20 protein-coding genes are annotated in these 22,214 nt (G+C 66.7%); 15 read left to right on the forward strand and 5 right to left on the reverse strand.

What is annotated here, in order from left to right:
• Nucleotides 1-137: 137 nt before the first annotated feature.
• Entirely contained in the window at nt 138-566 is a 429-nt protein-coding gene (locus ACCQ05_RS12955) for a sugar 3,4-ketoisomerase (protein ID WP_372390710.1), read from the reverse strand.
• Nucleotides 567-880: 314 nt separating this feature from the next.
• Here ACCQ05_RS12955 and ACCQ05_RS12960 point away from each other — a divergent pair, with 314 nt between their 5' ends.
• From ACCQ05_RS12960 to ACCQ05_RS13025, 14 genes are all read left to right on the forward strand, one after another.
• Nucleotides 881-1,501, forward strand: a complete 621-nt coding sequence (locus ACCQ05_RS12960; RefSeq protein WP_228962028.1) for a cytochrome b — start codon at nt 881-883, stop codon at nt 1,499-1,501.
• 71 nt (nt 1,502-1,572) lie between these two features.
• The gene (locus ACCQ05_RS12965) at nt 1,573-2,919 is read left to right on the forward strand and encodes a cytochrome C (RefSeq protein ID WP_372390712.1); all 1,347 of its coding nucleotides are present in this window, start codon (nt 1,573-1,575) and stop codon (nt 2,917-2,919) included.
• A gap of 35 nt (nt 2,920-2,954) precedes the next feature.
• A complete protein-coding gene (locus ACCQ05_RS12970) occupies nt 2,955-3,344 on the forward strand; it encodes a c-type cytochrome (RefSeq protein WP_104540388.1) in 390 nt (129 codons plus the stop codon).
• Between the two features lie 535 nt (nt 3,345-3,879).
• Entirely contained in the window at nt 3,880-4,545 is a 666-nt protein-coding gene (locus tag ACCQ05_RS12975; protein ID WP_372390714.1) for a hypothetical protein, read from the forward strand.
• Between the two features lie 51 nt (nt 4,546-4,596).
• Nucleotides 4,597-5,190, forward strand: a complete 594-nt coding sequence (locus ACCQ05_RS12980) for an RNA polymerase sigma factor (protein WP_208622709.1) — start codon at nt 4,597-4,599, stop codon at nt 5,188-5,190.
• Nucleotides 5,187-5,837, forward strand: coding sequence for a zf-HC2 domain-containing protein (locus tag ACCQ05_RS12985; RefSeq protein ID WP_372390716.1), 651 nt, complete (start codon nt 5,187-5,189; stop codon nt 5,835-5,837). Before ACCQ05_RS12980 ends, ACCQ05_RS12985 begins: the two co-directional genes overlap by 4 nt.
• Nucleotides 5,834-7,168 (forward strand): S8 family serine peptidase, encoded by a 1,335-nt coding sequence (locus tag ACCQ05_RS12990; RefSeq protein WP_372390718.1) that lies wholly within the window; start codon nt 5,834-5,836, stop codon nt 7,166-7,168. Before ACCQ05_RS12985 ends, ACCQ05_RS12990 begins: the two co-directional genes overlap by 4 nt.
• 10 nt (nt 7,169-7,178) lie before the next feature.
• Nucleotides 7,179-7,937 carry a heme ABC transporter permease CcmC gene (gene ccmC, locus ACCQ05_RS12995; RefSeq protein WP_104540383.1) on the forward strand — a complete coding sequence of 253 codons (759 nt, stop codon included), beginning with the start codon at nt 7,179-7,181 and terminating at the stop codon, nt 7,935-7,937.
• A complete protein-coding gene (ccmD, locus tag ACCQ05_RS13000; protein ID WP_104540382.1) occupies nt 7,934-8,134 on the forward strand; it encodes a heme exporter protein CcmD in 201 nt (66 codons plus the stop codon). The genes ccmC and ccmD overlap by 4 nt, the downstream gene beginning before the upstream one ends.
• Nucleotides 8,131-8,601 carry a cytochrome c maturation protein CcmE gene (ccmE, locus tag ACCQ05_RS13005; RefSeq protein WP_104540381.1) on the forward strand — a complete coding sequence of 157 codons (471 nt, stop codon included), beginning with the start codon at nt 8,131-8,133 and terminating at the stop codon, nt 8,599-8,601. Before ccmD ends, ccmE begins: the two co-directional genes overlap by 4 nt.
• Nucleotides 8,602-8,662: 61 nt before the next feature.
• Complete coding sequence (locus tag ACCQ05_RS13010; protein ID WP_372390721.1) at nt 8,663-10,651, forward strand: heme lyase CcmF/NrfE family subunit; 1,989 nt, start codon at nt 8,663-8,665, stop codon at nt 10,649-10,651.
• Entirely contained in the window at nt 10,648-11,190 is a 543-nt protein-coding gene (locus tag ACCQ05_RS13015; RefSeq protein WP_372390723.1) for a DsbE family thiol:disulfide interchange protein, read from the forward strand. Before ACCQ05_RS13010 ends, ACCQ05_RS13015 begins: the two co-directional genes overlap by 4 nt.
• Entirely contained in the window at nt 11,187-11,672 is a 486-nt protein-coding gene (locus tag ACCQ05_RS13020) for a cytochrome c-type biogenesis protein (protein ID WP_104540378.1), read from the forward strand. Before ACCQ05_RS13015 ends, ACCQ05_RS13020 begins: the two co-directional genes overlap by 4 nt.
• On the forward strand, nt 11,672-12,382 hold the full coding sequence (locus ACCQ05_RS13025; RefSeq protein WP_506191523.1) for a tetratricopeptide repeat protein: 711 nt from the start codon (nt 11,672-11,674) through the stop codon (nt 12,380-12,382). Before ACCQ05_RS13020 ends, ACCQ05_RS13025 begins: the two co-directional genes overlap by 1 nt.
• 170 nt (nt 12,383-12,552) lie before the next feature.
• On the opposite strand, the gene ACCQ05_RS13030 is transcribed toward ACCQ05_RS13025, so the two are convergent.
• The 4 genes from ACCQ05_RS13030 to ACCQ05_RS13045 form a co-directional block, all read right to left on the reverse strand.
• On the reverse strand, nt 12,553-14,625 hold the full coding sequence (locus ACCQ05_RS13030; RefSeq protein ID WP_372390727.1) for a PAS domain-containing protein: 2,073 nt from the start codon (nt 14,623-14,625) through the stop codon (nt 12,553-12,555).
• Complete coding sequence (locus ACCQ05_RS13035; protein ID WP_372394081.1) at nt 14,612-16,126, reverse strand: ATPase domain-containing protein; 1,515 nt, start codon at nt 16,124-16,126, stop codon at nt 14,612-14,614. The genes ACCQ05_RS13030 and ACCQ05_RS13035 overlap by 14 nt, the downstream gene beginning before the upstream one ends.
• A 344-nt stretch (nt 16,127-16,470) precedes the next feature.
• Complete coding sequence (locus ACCQ05_RS13040; RefSeq protein ID WP_372390729.1) at nt 16,471-18,042, reverse strand: PAS domain-containing hybrid sensor histidine kinase/response regulator family protein; 1,572 nt, start codon at nt 18,040-18,042, stop codon at nt 16,471-16,473.
• A complete protein-coding gene (locus ACCQ05_RS13045) occupies nt 17,978-19,288 on the reverse strand; it encodes a PAS domain-containing protein (protein WP_372390731.1) in 1,311 nt (436 codons plus the stop codon). The genes ACCQ05_RS13040 and ACCQ05_RS13045 overlap by 65 nt, the downstream gene beginning before the upstream one ends.
• 618 nt (nt 19,289-19,906) lie before the next feature.
• Between ACCQ05_RS13045 and ACCQ05_RS13050 the strand changes: the two genes are divergently transcribed.
• Nucleotides 19,907-22,018, forward strand: coding sequence for a methyl-accepting chemotaxis protein (locus tag ACCQ05_RS13050; protein WP_372390733.1), 2,112 nt, complete (start codon nt 19,907-19,909; stop codon nt 22,016-22,018).
• The last annotated feature ends 196 nt before the right edge of the window (nt 22,019-22,214 follow it).

Here is a 22,214-nt window from a genome sequence, read left to right on the forward strand (position 1 = left end):
TGCACCCTCGCCCCCCTTCTGGCTACGATTTACCGGCAGCGCCTGCACGGTAGTAGGGGAGCAACTTAAGATTTCAGTAGACCGACTGTCATGCGCGCCTGTCGAAAAGAACCTGGCGTTGCCGGGCGGCGGGTTATTCACGAGCATGCCTCCAATCGACTAAGCCCACGAACTTCGCTCAGAAATTCGTCGTAATCCAGGATGTAATCGCCCGGATCGTAGTACTGATCGGCCAGCACCATCAGCACGCAATCGGGGCTGAAATGGTGCAGGTCGCGCCACACCATGCGTCCCAGCAGCAAGCCTTGCGACGGGTCGTCCAGGCGTACCTCGGTCGGGCCATCGCCCTTGCCGTCGTCCAGCAGAATCGCCACCGAGCCATGCAGGGCCACGGCCAGCTGGTTGAGCTGACGGTGGGCGTGCTGGCCGCGATGCACGCCGCCACGGGTGCCGAACAGGTAGTACACACGACGTATCTCGAACGGGACATTGCGCTGCTGCTCCAACGAAACGAGCGAGCCGCGATCGTCGCCGTGGGTATGCAACTGGATGGGTTCGAAGGCCATGGTCGGGTGGGCGTAACCGCTGACTGCACGTAGTGCGACATGCCTGAGTGCGCCGGGATGTGCGAAAGGTTGCGCGGTGTTACGGCCCTGCGAAACAGCGTCCGCGCAAGCGCAGCAGCCGGCGCTACGCCTCGTCGGCCACGCAGCGACGCGATAAAAATTCGTTGGCGCGATGCAACCTTTCATCGGCATCGCCGCACATATCGATGCACGTTCACCTGGCCGCTGCTGTCGGCCGGCGTGGGGAGCCAGGCCTGGCAGCGCAGTGCGGACTGCCGGAACCAACGACCACCACCGGTGAGGATACCGACCAGATGCGTTCACCCCCTCAGGCGCCCGACGCGACAGCCACCGCCAGTGCCGCCACGCGGCCGTTGCCGGACCAGGCAGCGCCGGCCGCGCACGTCATTCCACTGCCCAAACCCATGCGCGTGCTGCACTGGCTGACGGTGCTGTGCCTGGTGATGGCGGCCAGCTTGATCCTGCTGCGTGCCGAACTGGATGGGCGCGCACTGCGCCAGTGGCTGCTGGAAGGCCATCGTCACTTCGGCCTGATGGTGCTGCTGTTGTTCGTGCTGCGGGTGGGCCTGCGCCTGCGGCTGCGCGCCCTGCCGCCCGGCCCGCCCGCATCGCTGCTCATGCGCCTGGCCGCCGGCACCACCCATCTGGCGATGTACGGCCTGATGCTCGCATTGCCGCTGATCGGCTGGTCGCTCAGCAATGCCTTCGGCAAGACGGTCTATCTGTTCGGCCTGGCCCTGCCCAACCTGGTGGAAGCCGATGCAGACCTGGGCGACACCCTCGGCGCCTGGCATCTGAACGCCGCCTGGGCGCTGCTGGCCCTGGTGCTGGTGCATATCGGCGCCGCGCTCTGGCACCACCTGGTGTTGCGCGACGGCTTGCTGCGCCGCGTGCTGCCGGGCAAGCACGCATGAGCACTGCCGGTTCCCCCGCCCGTCGCCGTTTCCGCCCTGCCCTACTCCGTTCCGTCGAACAAGGACTTGTCATGCCTACTCCCCAGCCTGCTCCGCACCGTGCCGCCGCATCGCGCACTGTCTCCCTGACGTCCTTGTTGTGCGTGTCCGGCCCGCTGTTGCTGCTGGCCAGCACGCAGGCACAGGCCATTCCCTCATTCGCCCGCCAGACCGGCTCTTCGTGCGCGGATTGCCATATCGGTTCCTACGGCCCCTCGCTCACGCCCTACGGCATGCGTTTCAAGCTGGGCGGTTTCACCGATACCAATGGCGAGGGCACCAAGATTCCGGTTTCCGGCCAGCTCACCTGGTCGCGCAACAACCCCAGCCGCGGCGACAGCACCGCGCGCCTGCGCCAGGCCGATCTGTACCTGGCCGGCCGGGTCAGCGACAACGTGGGCGGTTACTCCAAGATCCGCTCCACCAACAGCGGCAATGCCACCTTCGATACGCGCCTGGACGATGTGGACCTGCGCTTTGTCAGCAAGCCGTTCGAGATGGCCGGCAAGGACACCATGATCGGTGTCAGCGTCAACAACAATCCGGGCATTTCCGACCCGATCCATGTGTTGCCCAACGCCTCCACGTTGACCCCGGCCTCCAACGGCGGTGCATCGACGATGCTCAGCTCCTCGGCGTTGTCCAACCGCGTCATCGGCGCCAGCGTGTACGGCCTGTACGACAAGAACTGGTACGGCGAGGTGGGCAGCTACAGCGCGCTGTCGCCCTCGGCGCAGGATCGCCTCGGCTGGCCGATCAACGGCGACCCGGGCAAGCTCAGCGACACCAGCTATGCACGCCTGGCCTATATGAAGGACATGAAGCGGCAGTTCTTCTCGGTTGGCCTGACCGCGCTCAACACGCGCCGGCAGCGGCCGCGCAACGGGCCCAGCGACGATCTCACAGACTTCGGCTACGACCTGACCTATCAGTTCCTCGGCACCCGCGAACACGTGCTGTCGCTGGCCTACGTCAACATCTACGAGCGGCGCAAGTACGGCAGCCCGCTGATTCCTTCCGACCCGACCATGCCTGCGCTGGAACGTGGCAGCGTGCGCGACCAAACCATCAGCATGAACTACGCGTTCAAGCAGACCTACGGCGTGCTGGCTGCGCACATGATCAACACCGGTTCGTTCGATGCGGCGCGCTACCTGCCGGTAGGCATCCCCGACACCACCAGCAACCTGATCCTGCTGTACTGGACTCCGTTCGGCAAGGACGGCACCTATACCTCGATGGCCAACCTGCGCCTGTCCGCCGGCTGGTTCCGCTTCGACAAGTTCAACGGCAGCACGTCCAACGTGTTCCGAGGGCCGCCACTCACCAACCCGCGCGATCTCAACAGTTTCACGGTGTCGGTCAACCTGACGTTCTGATCTCCCCCACGTTGCACGCAACCGTACGGACCCACATGCATCCATTCAACAAGACCCTGATGTGCGCTTCGCTGGCCGGCCTGCTGCTGGCCGGTACCACCCTGTCCACGCCGGCACGTGCCGCCGATGGCAAGAGCGTGTTCACCACCGAATGCGCCGAATGCCACAGCGCCACCCAAGGCAAGAACAAGAAGGGCCCCTCCCTGTTCGGCATCGTCAACCGTCAAGCCGGCACCGTGGCGGACTTCAGCGGCTACTCGCCGGAACTCAAGGCGAGCAAGCGCACCTGGGATGCGGCCAGCCTGAAAAGCTTTCTCAAGCAGGATTCCAAGAAGGCCCTGCCCGGCACCAAGATGAAGTACGAGGGCCTGGAAGACGAAAAGGAACTGGACGCCCTGATCGCCTACCTCAACACCCTGCACTGATCAGCGCCGGGCGGGACAGCGCCACGGCGGCCGGCAAGGCGCCGATGGCGAGGCGGGAGATGCCGGCGACGGCGTGTTGGGCCGGGTTCGGCGCTCGCGGGGGATGAGCGCGTCGCACACCGCCGTGCCTGCCGCAAGTCAGGCACGGCCGACGAGCCGTCGCATCCGCCGCGGGCATCCGCAGCCCCGCGCAGCCGCACCGCACAGCCGGGCGGGACCGCGTTGCGTGATGCAGTCTCTTCGCGTATACGGACCGAACCGTCGCAGCTGCGGCGGTCTCGTGCTGCGTGATGGGTCACTATCGCGCCCCGCTCCGTGCCGATATCCAACGCCCTTGCCGAACGTTTTGCCTACCAAGCAGACCCTCTTGCGAACGCGGCGCCACTGCGCCTGCGACGGGCAGCCATGGGCCGCAACTGGCGCAGCGTCGCGGCGCTATCGACTCCTTTCCGCCGGCCCGCACTGCACACACCCGCACTGCCGACAGCGGCTGCTTCGCCGCACGCGGCTGCGCCGGGGACTGCTGCTCGCGCTGATGGCCAGCCCCTGCGGCAGCGCGCTGGCTGATAGCCTGGGCGGCGCGGTCGCGGTCGCCTCGACCCTGATCGACCGCGGCATCTCCATCGCCCCCAATCGCGTCACCCTGCAGGCGGCCGGCTATTGGCTGCCCGCACCCGGTTGGTCGATGTCGGCCTCCGCGGCGTTGCAATCGCCTTCCTTCAGCAGGCCGGTGGCGCTCACGTTGCAGGGTGCGCGTGGCTGGATGCTGAACGACCGCTGGCAAATGCAGGCCAGCCTGCTGTACTACGCCTATCCGGCCGACCGCCAGTCGCGCAGCTTCGACCGCCAGGAAGCGAGCCTGGCCTGGTCCTACCGCGACCTGCTGACCTTCTCGCTGTCCACCTTCAATTTCCCGCGTGCACAGCGCTCGCCATGGATCACTGCGGTCGACGTCACCGCCAGCATTCCGCTGTCGGCCAGGTTCAGCCTTTCGGCAGGCGCCGGCGTCTCGGATTTCCCGGCCATGGCCTACGGCGCACCGAGTTCCGGCCGCTATCGGTATGGGCAACTGGGCCTGACATGGAACCGCGCGGCATGGACGGTGAAGCTGGACCGGGTACTGACCAGCAACAACACCCCGCGTGCGCAGGGCGGCCCGGGCGAGACGCCGTGGGTGGGCATGGTCTCGCGCAGCTTCTGATCCAACCGCAACCTTTTGCCCGCTCGCGGGCACCTAGAAGTGTCCTCTGCCATGCCTGCTTCGATGAATGACTCCGACACCCTCGGCGATGCCACCGATCGCATGCTGCTGCGTCGCATGGCAGCAGGCGATCGCGACGCCCTGGCGAGCATGTACCACAGCTACCACGGCCGGCTGTGCCGGTTCCTGTCGCGGCTGACGCGCCGGCCGGACATCATCGAAGAGGCCATCAACGACTGCTTCTGGATCGCCTGGCAGAAGGCCGGCGACTTCCGCGGCGATTCGCAGGTGTCCACCTGGATCATGGGCATCGCCTACCGCTGCGGGCTCAAATGCCTGCGCCAGCACGACGGCGAAGCCATCGACGACACCGCCGTGGTGGAAGACCACGCCCCCAGCGCCGACGACGGCGACGACCGCGAGCTGCGCGACTGGCTGGACAAGGGCATGGAGCGGCTGTCGCCGGACCAGCGCCTGGTCATCGAACTGGTCTACGGCGTCGGCCACAAGCTGGAAGAAGTCGCCGACATCATGCAGTGCCCGGTGGGCACGATCAAAGCCCGGCTGTTCCACGCCCGGGTCAAATTACGCAATGTGCTGCCCGGCCTGGCCGGCAGCGCTCCTTACACGGAGACCCTGCAATGAAGACGTTTTTCATCGCGCCTGGCAAGGAATGCTCGCACGCCTGGGAGTTGATGCCGGCTGTCTTGCTGGATAGCGCCACCGAGGAAGAGAGTGCCTGGTTGATCGCGCACGTGGCCAAGTGCGCCTCCTGCGGCGCCGAGTTCGCCCAGCAGAACCGCCTGCGTCAGGCGCTGGCATTGCCCTGCGCCGTCAAGCTCGACCCCAACGCCGGATTGCAGCGCCTGCTCGGCCGCCTGGACGCTCCCGAACAGCGCATCGCACCGCCGCCGGCCGCACGCCGCTCCGGCAGCTGGACGGTGCGCGCCCTGGCCGCTGCGGCGCTGGTACAGGCCATCGGCCTGGGTGTCATGGGCGTCAAGCTGGCGTCGCCGGCGCCATCGCACGACTACCGCACGCTCAGCAGCGCCACCGCGTTGCCGGTGCCGCAAGGCGCCATCCGCGTAGTGCCGGACGCCAGCATGACCGTGGCCGACTGGGATCGGCTGCTGCATGCGCAGCAGCTGCAGGTGGTGGGCGGACCCAACGCCATGGGCGCCTACACCGTGGTACCGGCCGCACCGCAGCCGCCAGTCCAGCCGCAGCAGACGGTGCAGCAACTGCGTGCCAATCCGGGCATCCGGCTGGCCGAGATCGTCTCCGCTCCATGAGCCACCTGTTCACTATCGGCCTGCTCGCCGCCCTGCTTGGCACCGGCTCGCAAGGCACCGCACAGGCCGCCGCCCCCCTGCAGGACTCTGCGCAAACCGCTGCCGCCGGCACCGCGCCGGCAGCCGCTGCCACCGATGCGCACACGCCCGACAGCAGCCGCGACATCCTGCTGGCGGTGGCCAACCCGCTCAGCGCACCGCCGGCCCGCGCCGGCTCCAGCCTGATCGGCTATGCCTCCAGCTACTACGGCGCCGGCCAGAAGGCCGCCGTGCGGATGGAAGCCATTAAGCAGCGCTACAAGTTGCGCGAGGTGGCCGGCTGGCCGATCACCTCGCTGGGCCTGTACTGCGCGGTGCTGCAGCCGCCGCCGGGCGTCTCGCGCGACGAGCTGGTCAGCACGCTGGCCGACGACGAAGGCGTGGAGCTGGTACAGCCGGTGCAGGATTTCTCGGTGTTTTCCGCCGATGCCGCCGCAGACAAGAACACGCCGTTGTCCGTTTACAACGACCCGTACGTGGACATGCAGCGCGGTTTCATCGACACCGATGCCGCCAGCGCGCAGGCGGTGACCCAGGGCCGCGGGGTGGTGGTGGCGGTGGTCGATACCGGCGTGGACACCAGCCACCCCGACCTGAAGGCGCGCATCCGCGAAGTGCACGATCTGGTCGACAACACTCCGGTCACGACCAGCAGCGATTCGCACGGTACCGAAGTGGCTGGGATCATCGCCGCCGGCAGCAACAATCATCAGGGCATTGTCGGCATGGCACCCAAGGCCATGCTCAACATCTACAAGGCCTGCTGGTACGCGCCCACCATCGGCGCCACTGCACGCTGCAATACCTTCACCCTGGCCAAGGCGCTGGCGGCGATCAACAACAGCGCCGCGCGCGTGGTCAACCTGAGCCTGGGTGGCCCGGCCGATCCACTGCTGAGCAAGATGCTGGCCCACTTGGTGCAGCAAGGCCGCATCGTGGTCGCGGCGATGCCGCCCAATGGCCGGCTGGATGGGTTTCCCAATGATGTGCCCGGCGTGCTGGTGGTGCGCAGCAGCGGGAGCGGCGCAGCCATGCCCGGCGTGCTGAGCGCCCCCGGCAAGGACATCCTGACCACGCAGCCGAACGGCCGTTACGACTTCACCTCCGGCTCGTCGATGGCCACCGCGCATGTCAGCGGCATGGCCGCGCTGCTGTTGTCGCTGCAGCCATCGATGGATGCCAGCGCACTGCGCGAGCTCCTGCAGCGCACCAGCAAGGTTTCCGACGGCCAGCTGCAGGTCAACGCCGGCGCCGCAGTCGATGCGCTGTCGCCTTCCAGACATTCCAACTGACGACACCGGCATGACCAAGTGGATCCCGTTGTGGTTGCACAAGCTCAGTTCGCCGCCGATGTTCTATCGCGTTGCAGGCGCCGTGCGTCCGTGGGCGCTGGCGCTGGCGCTGCTGCTCGGCACAGTGGCCGCCTACGGCGGGCTGGTGCTGGCGCCGCCGGATTACCAGCAGCACGACGCCTACCGCATCATCTTCATCCACGTGCCCAGCGCCTGGATGAGCCTTTTCATCTACGCCGCGATGGGCGTGTCGGCGTTCATCGCGCTGGTGTGGCGGATCAAGCTCGCCGAAGTGGTGACCATGGCCTCTGCGCCGATCGGCGCGGCCTTCACCTTCATCACCCTGTGCACCGGCGCGCTGTGGGGCAAGCCGATGTGGGGCACCTGGTGGACCTGGGACGCGCGGCTGACCTCGGAGTTGTTGCTGCTGTTCCTCTACCTGGGCGTGCTTGGCCTGTATCACGCGGTGGAAGACCGCCGTCAGGCGATGCGCGCGGCCGGCCTGCTGGCGCTGGTGGGCCTGGTGAACCTGCCCATCGTGCATTACTCGGTGGTGTGGTGGAACACGCTGCATCAAGGCTCCACCGTGCGCCTGCTCGGCCCGTCCAAGATGGGTGCGGACATGCTGTGGCCGTTGCTGACGATGATGCTGGCCACCAAGTGCTACTACGTCGCCAGCCTGTTCGGCCGCGTGCGGGTGGACCTGCTGGCGCTGGAAAGCGGTAAGGACTGGGCACGCCGCATCGTATTGACGGAGCGCACCGCATGAGCGCCTTTCTGGCGATGGGCGGCTACGGCCAGTACGTGTGGACCGCGTACGCGGTGTTCGTGCTGGTGCTGCTGGCCGATCTTGCGTCGCCGTGGCTGCGCCGCCGCCGGCTGCCGCGCGCGCTGCGCGGGCAACTGCAGCGGCAGATGCCGCGCCGCAGCCGCGAGCAGCCGGTGCTGGAGCGGGACGCACCATGAACGCCACCCGCAGACAACGCCTGTGGCTGGTGGTCGGGGTGCTGGCCGCCGCCGCGCTGGCCGGGACACTGATCGTGCTGGCGCTGCAGCGGAACATGAGCTATCTGTTCACGCCCAGCCAGGTGCATGCCGGCGAAGCGTCCGGCTACCAGCAGTTTCGCCTGGGCGGCATGGTCAAGGCCGGCTCGATCCAGCGCGCCAACGACTCGCTCAAAGTCAGCTTCACCGTCATCGATAAAAACGCAGCCACCCAGGTCGAGTACACCGGCATCCTGCCGGACCTTTTCCGCGACAACCAATCGGTGATCGCCAACGGGCGCATGCAGGGCGAGCGGTTCGTCGCCACCGAAGTGCTGGCCAAGCACGACGAAACCTACATGCCGAAAGAACTCAAGGACGCGATGGCCGAAGGCCATGTCGGCAAGCCGATCCCTGCCACCGCCGCGCCATTGGCTGCGCCGCGTTGATAGGACGCAGCACGCATTCCCCATCCGATGACCTTCTTCTGCCGCACCGTGCGAACCGCCCATGACGCCTGAACTTGGCCAGATCGCATTGATCCTGGCGCTGCTGCTTTCGCTTGCACAGGGCGTGTTGCCACTGATCGGAGCCTGGCGCGGCAATACCGCGTTGATGGGCATCGCACGGCCCGCCGCCGCCGGCCAGGCGGTGTTCGTGTGGCTGGCCTTCGGCCTGCTGGCCTGGTCGCTGCTGTCGCTGGATTTTTCGGTGGCCTATGTCGCCGCCAACGCCAACATCGCCCTGCCCTGGTACTACCGCATTGCTGCGGTGTGGGGCGCGCACGAAGGCTCGCTGTTGCTGTGGATCGCCATCCTGGCCACCTGGACGGTGTTGCTGGCCGCCTTCAGCCGGCATCTGCCGCAGCACTTCGCCGCCCGCGTGCTGGCGGTGCTGGGACTGGTCTCGGTGGGCTTTCTGGCCTTCATCCTGCTCACCTCCAATCCGTTCGGACGACTGTCGCCGATTCCGCTGGACGGCCGCGAACTCAACCCCGTGCTGCAGGACCCGGGCATGACCTTCCACCCGCCGGTGCTGTACACCGGCTACGTGGGGTTTTCGGTGGCCTTCGCGTTTGCGGTCGCCGCCTTGCTGGGTGGCGAACTGGAACAGGCCTGGGTGCGCTGGGCGCGCCCCTGGACCAATGTGGCCTGGGCCTGCCTGACGGCCGGCATCGTGGCCGGCAGCTGGTGGGCATACGCGGAACTGGGCTGGGGCGGCTGGTGGTTCTGGGACCCGGTGGAGAACGCCAGCTTCATGCCGTGGCTGGTGGGCACCGCACTGATCCACACCCAGGCGGTCACCGAAAAACGCGGCAGCCTGCGCGCCTGGACCATCCTGCTGTCGATCCTGGCATTTTCGCTGTCGCTGCTGGGCACCTTCCTGGTGCGCTCGGGCGTGCTGACCTCGGTGCATGCCTTCGCCGCCGATCCGCGGCGCGGCCTGTACATCCTGATCTTCCTGATCGCGGTGGTCGGCGGTTCGCTGCTGCTGTACGCGCTGCGGGCGCCGAAGATCGCCAGCGGCAAACCCTTCGCCGCCGCATCGCGCGAGACCGGCATCCTGATCGGCAACCTGCTGCTGACCGTGGCCGCGGCGATGGTGTTGCTGGGCACGCTGTTTCCGCTGATCGCCGACGCGTTCGGCATGGGCAAGGTCTCCGTTGGCCCGCCCTACTTCGGCCTGCTGTTCCCGCTGCTGATGCTGCCGGTGGTGCTGCTGCTGCCGTTCGGCCCGTACCTGCGCTGGGGCAAGGCCGAGGCCGCACCATTGAAGACGCTGGGCACGCGTGCCGGCATTGCCGCCATCGCCTGCGCGCTGGGCGGCAGCCTGGTTGCCGACGGCCAGGCCAAGGCGATCGCCGGGATTGGCGTCGCCGCCTGGGTGGCCGCAGGCACTGCGTTGTATGTGGTCAAGCGCTGGCGCGAGATGCCGCGCGGCCGGCGCTTTCCGGCGGAAATGGCCGGCATGCTGATCGCCCACGCGGGCGTGGCGGTGTTCGTGGCTGGCGTGCTGGTATCGGAAAGCCTGTCGGTGGAGCGCGACGTGCGGCTGTCGCCCGGCCAGAGCGCGCAGATTGCCGGCTACAACTTCCGCTTCGATGGCGTGCAGCTGGTGGACGGGCCGAACTGGAAGGCCGAACAAGGCAGCGTACGGGTCAGCCGCGATGGCCAGTTGGTGGCGCAACTGCACCCGCAAAAACGCCTGTACAGCAGCGAGCGCATCCAGACCGAATCGGCGATCGATCCGGGCATCACCCGCGACCTGTATGTGGCGCTCGGCGAGCCACTGGACGATCAGCACATCGAATACGACTGGACGCTGCGGCTGTACTACAAGCCGCTGATCCGCTGGATCTGGGCCGGTGGCCTGTTGATGATGCTGGGCGGCTTGGTCAGCGCCTGCGCACGGCGCTTCCGCGCGCCGGTGTCCACCCCCACGGCCGCTACCTCGCCGGCATACGATGCGCGCCTGCTCGCGCAGGAGTCGCACCCGTGAAGCGCATGCTGCCCCTGCTGGGGTTCTTGTTGGTGGCCGCACTGTTCGGCTTCGGCATCTACTGGACCATGCAGCACAACCCGCGCGAGGTGCCCTCGCCGTTGATCGGCAAGCCGGCGCCGGCGTTTTCGCTGCCGCGACTGGATGCGCCCGAGCAGCGCGTCACCCGCGAGCAACTGCTGGGCAAGCCCTATGTGCTCAACGTGTTCGGCAGCTGGTGCGCCGAATGCGTGCACGAGCATCCGGTGCTGATGGCGCAGGCCGGCAGGCTTGGCGTGGCATTGATCGGCTACAACTACAAGGACGCGCCGGCCGATGCCAGCGCGTGGCTGGCGCGCTACGGCAACCCGTATGCGCTGGTGATCGCCGACGAGCCGGGACAGACCGCGATCGACTTCGGCGTCTACGGCGCGCCGGAAACCTTCCTGATCGATGCGCAGGGCACGATCCGCTACAAGCATATCGGCGTGCTCACCCCCGCCGTCATCGATGCCGAGCTGTTGCCCGCCATCGCCGCGTTGCCCAAGGGGGCGCCATGATTGCGGGCTATCGCCGCCTGCAGGCACACCGCCGTCGACAGGCCCGGCAGCTGCGCCTGTTGCTGGTGTTGCTGCTGGGCGTGCTGCTGGCGCCGTGCGTGCAAGCGCAGGCGGTGGACCCGCTCCCCTTCAAGGACCGCAGCGAAGAAGCGCGCTATCAACGGCTGACCGCGCAACTGCGCTGCCTGGTGTGCCAGAACGAGAATCTGGCCGATTCCAACGCCAGCCTGGCACGCGACCTGCGCCATCAGGTGTTTGCGCAACTGCAGGCCGGCAGGAGCGATGCGCAGATCAAGCAGTACATGGTCGAGCGCTATTCGGATTTCGTGCTGTACGACCCGCCGGTCAGGCGCGGCACCTGGCTGCTGTGGTTCGGGCCGCTGCTGATGCTCGGCGCCGGCGCCGGCGTGGTGATCCACACCGTGCGCAAACGCGCGCGGGTGGGCACACCGGCAGCACCGCAGGCAGAGGAAGAGTGGTGATGACCGGTTTCTATCTCGCCAGCGCCCTGCTGGTCGCCGCCGCGCTGCTGCTACTGCTGTTTCCGCTGCTGCGCAACCCGACGCGCCATGGCAGTGGACGTTACGCGCTGCCGGTTCTGCTGGCGGTGGCCCTGCCGATCGCTACCGCCGGCCTGTATCGCCTGGTGGGCACGCCCGAGGCGATCGTGCAGCGCGTGGTCGCCGCGCCGCCGCCGGCCGCACCACCAGGCGCACAAGCCGTGCCCGTGGCCGAGCCTGCGCAAACGCAGGCTGCCAGTGCCGCGCAGGACGCGCAGATGCAGGCGCTGGAGTCGTGGATGCAACAGGCCAAGACGCATGAGCAGAACAACCGCCCCGCAGAGGCACGCCAAGCCTATGCGCAAGCGCTGAAGATCGCCCCGGATACCAGCGCCGCCATCGTCGGCTGGATCGCCGCCGACATGGCGACGCACAGCGACTTCGCCATCGATGCGGCCTCACGCGCGCAGTTGCAGCAGCTGATCGCGCGCGAGCCGGACAACCAGCGCGGGCTGTGGCTGCTGGGCATCAGCGACTTCCAGCAACGCGACTACACCGCGGCCACCACCCACTGGCGTCATCTGCATGGCTTACTGGAGACCGGCTCGCCGATGCAGAAGGCGGTAGCGGACAAGATCGCCGTGGTCGAAGCGATGGCCAGTACACGGCAACCCGGTCGCGCGGCGCGCTGAGCATTGCTGCAGGTGCTCGATCAACGCGCGACGTCATCGCGCAGGCACGCGTCGAACAGCCCTGGTGTTCGGCAATGCTGCTCGGGCGCGCCGCACCCACGTCGGCAGCGGGACGCCAGCAGTGGTGACGCACCCCTGGCCATCGGCCCGGCACCACCCCGCGCCGTGGCTCAGGACGAAGGTCCCAGCACCTCGTGCAATTTCCCGCTGAACTCGCCCAGCGTAAACGGCTTGGCGATCATGCTCATGCCCTGGCCGAGAAATTCGCCGCGGTCGCGCGCGGTCTCCGCATAGCCGGTCATGAAGATCACCGGCAGATCGCCGCGCGACTGCCGCGCGATCTCCGCCAGCTGGCGCCCGTTGAGCCCCGGCAGGCCCACATCGGTGACCAGCAGGTCGATCCGTTGCGGCGATGCCAGGATCGGCAGCGCGGCGTCGGCATCGGCCACCACCTCGGCCTGGTAACCCAATTCGCCCAGCAATTCGGTGACCAACAGGCGGACCTGTTCGTCGTCCTCCACCACCAGTACCAGCTGTCCCTGGCCGGCCACCACCGCGCCGGCCTGCGGCTCCAGCGCCACGCTCTGCACGCTGTTGCCGGCCGGCAGGTACAGGCTGACCGTGGTGCCCACACCCACCTGCGACTCCACCCACACCTGTCCATGGGACTGCTGCATGAAGCCATAGATCATCGACATGCCCAGCCCGGTCCCCTGCCCGATCGGCTTGGTGGTGTAGAACGGCTCGAACACGCGCTCCAGCACATCCGCCGGCATGCCGGTGCCGGTGTCGGTCACCGACACCACCGCGTAGTCGCCCGGCGCCAGGGCGATGCCACGGCCGAGTTCGAGCGCGCTGTCCTCCACCCGCAGGTGCCGCGTGGCGATGCGCAACAGCCCGCCATCGGGCATCGCATCGCGGGCATTGATGGCCAGGTTGAGCAGCGCGCTTTCCAGCTGGTTCTCGTCGACATAGGCTTGCGGCAGCGCATCGCACAGATCGGTGTCCAGGCGCACCGACTCGCCCAGCGTGCTCGCCAGCAGATCCTGCAGCGATAGCACCAGATCGTTGACGTGCAGATGCCGCGCTTCCAGCGATTGCCGGCGCGAGAACGCCAGCAGCCGCTGGGTCAGCGCGGCAGCACGCAAGGCCGATGCCGAGGCCACATCCAGAAAGCGTCCCAGCCCTTCGGTGCGCCCCTGATCGATGCGCAAGCGCGCCAGGTCCAGCGCCGACAGGATGCCGGTCAGCATGTTGTTGAAATCGTGCGCGATGCCACCGGTGAGCTGGCCCACCGCCTCCATCTTCTGCGCCTGGCGCAGCGCGGCCTCGCTGGATTCGCGCGCCTGCATCTGTTGCTGCAGCTCGGCGGTGCGCTCGGCCACCTTGGCTTCGAGCAGGCTGGCCTGCTGCTGGATCGACTCCATCGCCTGCGCGCGCACCGTGATATCGGTGGCAAATACATGGAATCCGTCCACCTGCCCGTCCGCGTCGAAACGCGGCATGTAGCGGATTTCGGCATCGCGACGGCGCCCGTCGGCGTGCGGCCAGCTCGCTTCCACGGTGAGCGCCTGGCCGGCCAGTGCCGCCTCGATCCAGGCACGGCGCTCGGCCACCACTGCCGGGCCCACCACATCCACCAGCGGCCGACCGATCACATCCTGCGGCGGAATACCGATCCAGTCTTCGTAGGAACGGTTGGCGAAGCGGTACACCAGATGCTTGTCGATGAAGGCGATCAACACCGGCAAGGCATCGGTGACCCGGCGCAGCTCCGCTTCGCTCAGCGCCAGGGCGGCCCGGCTCTCGGCCAGCTGCGCCATCTGGTCGCGGATCACGAACTGCTTCTGCCGCGACCGCAACGCGGTGGAGACCGCGCTCAACAGCGAGGCCGAACTCAGTGGCCGCTCCAGCTCGATGACATTGGTCATTTCGGCCGGCAGGTTGGCATGCCGGCCGCGATGGCTGCCACGCGGTGCGCGCAGCAGCACGAACGGAATATCCGACCACGCCGCCTGGCTTTGCAGGATCTGCTGCAGCTCCTGCAGATTGCCGCCCACCGCTTCTTCGGTCAGTACCACTACCCCGGAGCTGTCGCGCAGGTCGCCGGCCAGCGCGGTCAAGGCGCCGTAGACCCTGTGCGTCAGCCCGCGCTCGCCGACGATGCTGGCAATGCTGTCGGCATCGCGCCCGAACGGCGCAATGATATGAACGATCGATCCATCCGCATCACACCTGGTCAATTGCACGATCCAGCAACGGCGCACCGTCTCCCACGAATTGCGGCGTGCCGGTCAGCACCCCATGGAATTTCTCGAGCGGCTCGCTCAGATGCAGGCCGGTGCTGCCGATCCGCATCTCGCGGATCGAATCTTCATGCGCGCCGCTACGGTTCTTGATGACCGACAAGGCCTTGCGAATCCGCCCCTGCGCTTCGAAGAACCGGAACAGGATGACGGTATCGGCCATGTAGGAGATATTGAGATTGCCGGTTGACATCGTGCCCACCAGACCATGCTGCGGATTGATCAGGAACGTGGTCACGCCGCTCTGGTTGAGATACGACAGCAGCTCATGCATCTGCAACATCAGCTGTTTTTCCTGCGGCATCGACGATAGATAGCCGTTGAGGCTGTCGATCACCAGCACGCGGCAGTTGCGCGCCTCCACACTCTCCCGCACCGTCCAGGCGAACTCGCCCGGTGCCAGCTCGGCCGGGTCCATCTGATGCAGTTCCAGCAGCCCCGATGCCAGATGCTTGCGCAGATCCATGCCCAGGTTCTCGGCCCGCGTCAGCAACGTACCGGTGCGCTCGTCGAACTGCAGCACGCAGCAATGCTCGCCACGTTCGCAGGCCGCGCTCACGTATTGCAGGGCAACGTTGGTCTTGCCCGAGCCGGCAGGTCCGGTCAGCAGCGTGCTGGTGCCGCGCAACGGGCCGCCATGCAACAGTGCATCGATGCGCTCCACGCCGCTGGACACCGTATCACCGACGAACGGCACGTGGTGGTCGGAGGCGATCAGCCGCGGATAGATCCGCATGCCGCCGGTGGCAATGGCGATGTCGTGGTAGCCGGCGATGAAATTGACGCCCCGCAGTTTCTGCACCTGCATCCGCCGCCGCGCCGCACCGAAATCCAGCGTCATCCGCTCCAGCGAGATCACCCCGTGGCACAGGCTGTGCAGATGCGCATCGCGCTCGCCATTCTCATCGGTCAGATCATCCACCAGGAACACGGTGATATTGCGTGGCGCGAAGAATTGCTTGAGCGCCAGCACCTGCCGCCGGTAACGCAACGAATCCTGCGCAAGCAGGCGCAGCTCCGACAACGAGTCGAACACCACCCGCGCCGGCTTGACCCGATCGACCTCGGCCTGGATCAGCTTGATGGTGCCGTCCAGCTCCATCTCCCAGGGATGCAGGATGGATTGCTGGCGGCCATCGCCCAGGAACGCTTCTGCCGAAGCGAGCTCGAACACATGCAGCGCCTGCAAAGACCAGCCATGCGAGGCAGCCACCTCGTTGAGCTCATCGATGGTTTCCGAGAGCGTGACATACAGGCAGCTCTCGCCCTTGGCGGCACCGTCGAGCAGGAACTGCAGCGACATGGTGGTCTTGCCGGAGCCGGGCTGGCCTTCCAGCAGATACAGCCGGTTGGCGGGCAGGCCACCGCGAAGGATGGTGTCAAGCCCCGTCGTTCCGGTAGTGATACGGTTTGCGATCATCGGCTTCACGTTTTCCATGCCGTCAAATCTAGCATGCATGCGCGATTGCCCATTGCCTGGCCCTGAACTGATCACCTTGCTTGGCTTGACATGCCGGGCCACCACCCGAATTTTGCGTGATCGATCAGACATTCTCGATGATTCACGCTGTGACACGCATGGGCGAAGATCGTCATTCGTGACTTCTCTCACCCTTGTTTGTGAGGACGCCGACACATCCGCCACGGGAGGCACATCGCGTGAGACGCAAAGCGATCGCTGTTGCGCCTGCTCGAAACCGCAGTGAGCGACGCATCACCCCATGCACGCACCCTCGCGGTCGAGCACCACGCCCTTCGTACAGTGATCGTCGACATCCTGCGTCATTGCGAACGCCATTCCAGCAACCGCGCCACGCGCCGCTCCAGGTCGGCTGCCAGGAACGGCTTGGTCAACACTTCCATGCCATCGTCCAGTTGTCCCGCGCCCACCGCTGCGGTCGCTGCATAGCCGGTCACGAACAGCACCGGCAAGCCGGGCCGGTACTGCCGGCCCGCATCGGCAACCTGGCGCCCGTTCAAACCGCCGGTCAGCCCGACATCGGTCACCAGCACATCGATGGCCTCCGATGAGCGCAGCCGCTCCACCGCGGCGCTGCCTTCGCCCGTTTCGATCACGCGGTAACCGGCCTCGCTGAGGACCTCGCAGATCAGCGAGCGAATGGCAGGCTCGTCTTCCACCAGCAACACGCTGCAACTCCGCACCGCGGCGGGCGACGGCTGCTCGGCCGCGTCGCTGGTCTCGGCGCTCGCCTGCTCGCCGTCGAACCGCGGCAGGTACAGCGCCATGGTGGTCCCCACACCGACTTCAGACTCGATGCGCACGTGCCCACCGGACTGGCGGGTGAATCCATAGATCATCGACAGGCCCAGTCCGGTGCCCTGCCCGATCGGCTTGGTGGTGAAGAAGGGCTCGAAGACCTTGGACATGACATCGGCGCTCATGCCAGTGCCGGTGTCGCGCACGCTCAGGCACACATAGTCGCCCGGTGGCAGATCCAGTTGCTGCGCCGCGGCCTGATCCAGCGAGCGGTTATGCAGGCTGATGACGAGTTCGCCGCCATCGGGCATGGCATCGCGCGCATTGAGGCAGAGGTTGAGCAAGGCGTTTTCCAGCTGCGGCGCATCCACCAGCACCTTCCACGCCTGCGGCGCCGGCAACACCTGCAAGCTGATCGATGGCCCCAGGGTCCGCGAGATGATCTCGCGCATGCCCTGTACCAGCGTGTCCACCTCCAATGCGCTGGGTGCCAGCGTCTGCCGACGCGAAAACGCCAGCAGGCGTTGCGTCAGCGCAGTCGCGCGCGCAGCGCTGGTCTGCGCCATGTCCACGTAGCGCTCCAGCCGGTCGTACCTGCCCTGCTCCACACGTGTCTGCAACAGCTCCAGCCCCACCGTGATGGCGGTCAGCAGGTTGTTGAAGTCGTGCGCCAGCCCTCCGGTCAATTGCCCCACCGCCTCCATCTTCTGGCTCTGGCGCAGTTTTTCCTCGGCCAGCAGCAATGCCGCGCTGCGCTCGCGCACGCGCTCCTCCAGCGTCTCGGTCAGCAGGCGCAGCTGCTCTTCGGCCTGCCGCCGGTCGGTGACATCCGATGCCGTGCCGAACCATTCCTCGATCTCGCCGCGCACATCCAGCAGGGGCACCGCACGCAGCAAGGTCCAACGGACGCGCTGCGCGGCGTCCAGCACGCGGATCTCCAGCTCCAGGCCGGCCTTGTGGGCGATCGCCGTTGCGATGGCATCGGCCAGTTGCCCGCGATCGTCCGGATAGATCCATTCCAGCTGCCAACGCGCATTGCTGGGCAGGCCATCGTCCTGCAGGCCATCGCCTTCATGCAGGCGCAGCGCGCTCCAGTCGGCGGTGGCGGAAAAGATCGATTGCGACGACGCGCGCACCAGCGCATCCAGCCGACGTTCGCTCTTGATCTAGGCCTCGCTGGCCAGGCGCTCGGTGGTGCGGTCGCGCAATACCTTGACGAAGCCGATCGCCGCTCCGGTCTCGTCGCGCAACACCATCAGCGAGCCGTTGGCCCAGAACCATTCGCCGGACTTGCGCACATGCCAGCGCTCGTCCATGCCGCTGCCGCGCGACATCGTCGGGAGTGAAGGTGCGCTCCAGCGACTGCCCGAGCATCTCCGCCTCGCTCCAGCCCAGAATGCGACGCGCGCCCTCGTTCCACGAGGTCACCCGCCCGCGCATGTCGGTGGCGATGATCGCGTAGTCCATCACGCTGTCCAGGATCTGCCGATTGCGCACCTCCGCCTCGCGCACGGCGCGCTCAAGGCTGATGCGGTCGGTGATATCCAGGCCCTGCACGAAAATGCCCGAGACAGTGCCGTCGGCGCCGGCAATCGGCTGGTAGACCAGGTCCAGCAGGCGTCGCTCGCTGGGCCCGCCCGGCACCGCCTGCACGTCGTACACCAGTGCGTTGGCCGAATAGGCGCGCCCGGACTGGTACACCTCGTCCAGACGCTGCACATGCCCCTGTTCGACCGCATCCGGCAAGGCCTCGGCCAACGGCCGGCCGATCACGTCGCGGTGGCCGACCAGGCGCGAATAACACGGATTGGCGAATTCGACCCGATGCTGCGGCCCACTCAGGAATGCCATGAACATCGGCGCCTGCTCGAACAGGCGGATCAGGCGTTCGTGCTCGTCGGCCAGCCGCGCCTGCGCCAGCTTGCGCGCAGTCACCTCGTTGGTGACGCAAAACGCGCCGCCGACCTGGCCATCGTCGAGATAGATCGGCGAGAACGAGAACGTCCACCAGGTCTGTTCCGGCGCGCCATAGCGGTTCATGCCGATCGGCACTTCTTCAAAGCGCGATGCACGCCCTGCGAACGCTGCCTCGATCGGCGCGCGCACCGCCTCCCAGGCATCGGCCCACAGCTCGCGCAGCGGCGCGCCCAGTGCCTGCGCCTGCCGCGGCCCCAGGATCGGCGCATACGCATCGTTGTAGAAGAACGTCAGCGCGTCGCCCCACACCACGTACATGCTCTCCGGCGAGGCCAGCATCAGGTCCACCGCATTGCGCAGCGGCGGCGGCCAGTGCGCAACAGGCCCCAGCACGCTGCCATCCCAATCATGCGTGCGGACCGCCTGCGCCATGGTGCTACTGCCGTGCGGAAACGAGGCGCTCATGCGGCGCGCACACACGGCGCGGTTTGACGCTTGCCGCCGCACGTACCGCAGCGAGCACTCCCCGCGCGGCATGCAGCCGGCTGACCGGTCGACCATCGATGCATCGTTTCAACCATTGAGAAGGACCAGGACCCACCACACGCGAACGACCCGCAGCGCATCAAGGACACCACCGGCCGCACATCATCTTGCCTGCGACCGCCGACGTCCAGCCGCCAGCGGCAAACCGACTGAATCGATCACATGGACACTCCGCCGCGCGGGCGCGTCGGCGGCCGCAGGCCGGCTGTACGGCGCCGGAGGCTGCCCCGGCGCCGCAGGCCGCCGTAGTGCGCGAGACAGGCACTCGGGCGCCACGCCTCAGTGCAGGTCAGGCGATCGAGCGAGCCTTGGGGGTAAGCATCGCCATGCGTGATTCGGCAAGCCAGGCCGCTTCGAGCAGATCCAACCGCACCTGAACCCGCTGCGGCGCAGAGTTCAGTTTCATTGGTCGAGGCCGCTATCGATCAGGTCGAGACCCACCCGATGCTACGGCCCTTCTGCCTCCCCGGCCGTATCGCAAGTCTTCGCCTCCCTGCTATTGGGGACCTCCCGCCCTATTGCCTGTCGGATCACCCTATGCATTTCCTCTCGAATCTGCGCATTGGTCAGCGCCTGGCGCTCGGCTTTCTCGCCATCATCGTTTTGATGGTGATCCTGACCGTGGTCGGCATCCAGCGCGTGCGGAGCATCGATCAGCAGCTCACTGCCATCAACGAAGTCAACAGCGTCAAGCAACGCTATGCCATCAACTTCCGCGGCAGCGTGCACGACCGCGCGATCGCCTTGCGCGATGTGGTGCTGATGGACGAGCCGGCAGAGCGTCACGCCGCCGAGCAATCGATCGACAAGCTTGCCGCCGATTACGCCCGCTCCGCACAGCCGCTGGACGCTCTGATTGCGGCGTCGACGGACGCAAACGAAAAGGCGATCCTGCAGCGGATCAAATCCATCGAGCAGCGCACCATGCCGCTGATCGCGCAGGTCCGCGCGTTTCGCGATGCTGCGGACAAGCCGCATGCCGAGCAGCAGCTGTTGCAGCAGGCACGCCCCGCCTTCATCGACTGGCTGGCCAGCATCAACGCCTTCATCGACCTGCAGGAAGCCAAGAACCGCCTGGCCGCCAGACAGGCCGTCGCCACCGCACGTGGCTTTGCGATGCTGATGGTGATCTCCACCATCGTTGCATTGCTGCTCGGTGCAAGCATCGCATTCCTGCTCACCCGCAGCGTGGTGTTGCCATTGCGCCAGTCGCTACGGCTGGCCGAGCGCATCAACGAAGGCGACCTGCGCAGCCAGAACACCCCGACCGCCAACGACGAATCCGGCCAGTTGCTGCGTGCCATGCAGCAGATGCAGCACCGCCTGCAGGACGTGATCTCCGCACAGCGCACCATGGCGAGTCGGCATGACGCCGGCGAGATCAGCTACCGCACCGATGCGCAGCGCTTTCCTGGCGAATACGGCCACATGGTGCAGGACACCAATGCGCTGGTGCATGCGCATGTGCAAACCCAGCTGCGCATGACCGAGGTCATGGGGCGCTACGCCGTTGGCGACCTGACACCGGAGATCGAACACTATCCTGGCGAAAAAGCCGCCATCACCACCACCATGCAGCAGGTCAGGCAGAACCTGCGTGCCATCAATGCGCAGATCCACGCACTGACCCAGGCCGCATGCGCCGGCGACTTCGCGCTGCGCGGCCAGCCGGAACACTTCGAGCACGACTTTCGCCTGATGGTGGAAAACCTCAACACCATGATGGCCACCTCCGACACCAACCTGGCCCGGTTCTCCGAGCTGCTGCGCTCGATCGCCGACGGCGACCTGACCGTGCGCATGTCCGGCGACTTCCACGGCGTGTTCGCCTCCATGCGCGACGATGCCAACAGCACCGTGCACCGGTTGACCGACATCGTCACGCATATCCAGACCACCTCCAACAGCATTGGCTTTGCCGCCGAAGACATCGCCAGCGGCAACCAGGAACTGGCGCGCCGCAGCGAACAACAGGCCGCCAGCCTCGAGGAAACCGCCGCCTCGATGGAAGAGCTGACCTCCACCGTCAAGCAGAACGCCGAGCACGCCGGCCGCGCCAATCAGCTTGCCGTAAGTGCCGCGTCCATTGCCTCGCAGGGCCGCGATGTGGTCGCCCAGGTCATCGACACCATGTCCGGCATCGAAACGGCGTCCAGGCGCATCGCCGACATCATCTCCGTCATCGACGGCATCGCCTTCCAGACCAATATCCTTGCCCTGAATGCCGCCGTCGAAGCCGCACGCGCCGGCGAACAGGGCCGCGGATTCGCCGTGGTGGCATCGGAAGTGCGCACCCTCTCGCACCGCTCCTCCGACGCCGCCAAGGAGATCAAGCGCCTGATCGACGACTCGGTGCAACGCGTCGCCGATGGCTCCGCACTGGTGCATACCGCCGGCACCACCATGGGCGAGGTCGTCGCCAGTGTCCAGCACGTCACCGACATCATGGGCCAGATCTCCGCCGCCTCGCAGGAACAGGCCGGCGGCATCGAACAGGTCAACCACACCATCGCCCAGATGGACGAAACCACACAGCAGAACGTCCGCCTGGTCGAAGCCGCGAGCACTGCTGCGCGTGCACTGGAAAACCACTCGGTGCAACTGACACGCGCGGTGGAGGTGTTCAAGGTCAATGCCGCGGTGATGTGAGCTGTGGCGGTGCGGCCTGTCAGCCTACCGCCTTACGTCACATCTGCATGCGATCCAGACGCGGACTGTGAACTGCGCGACTGGGCGAAATCGGGGAGACGTCGGGCTTGGTAAAGATCCTTCCTCATCATGTCGCTGCACCGGGAATTCAACGCATAGGCAGTGATTCTCGCTGCGGCCACGTGGTTGCAGATCT

Origin of the sequence: Xanthomonas sp. NCPPB 3582, assembly GCF_041475735.2 — a bacterium.
GTDB classification, from domain to species: Bacteria; Pseudomonadota; Gammaproteobacteria; order Xanthomonadales; family Xanthomonadaceae; genus Xanthomonas; species Xanthomonas codiaei.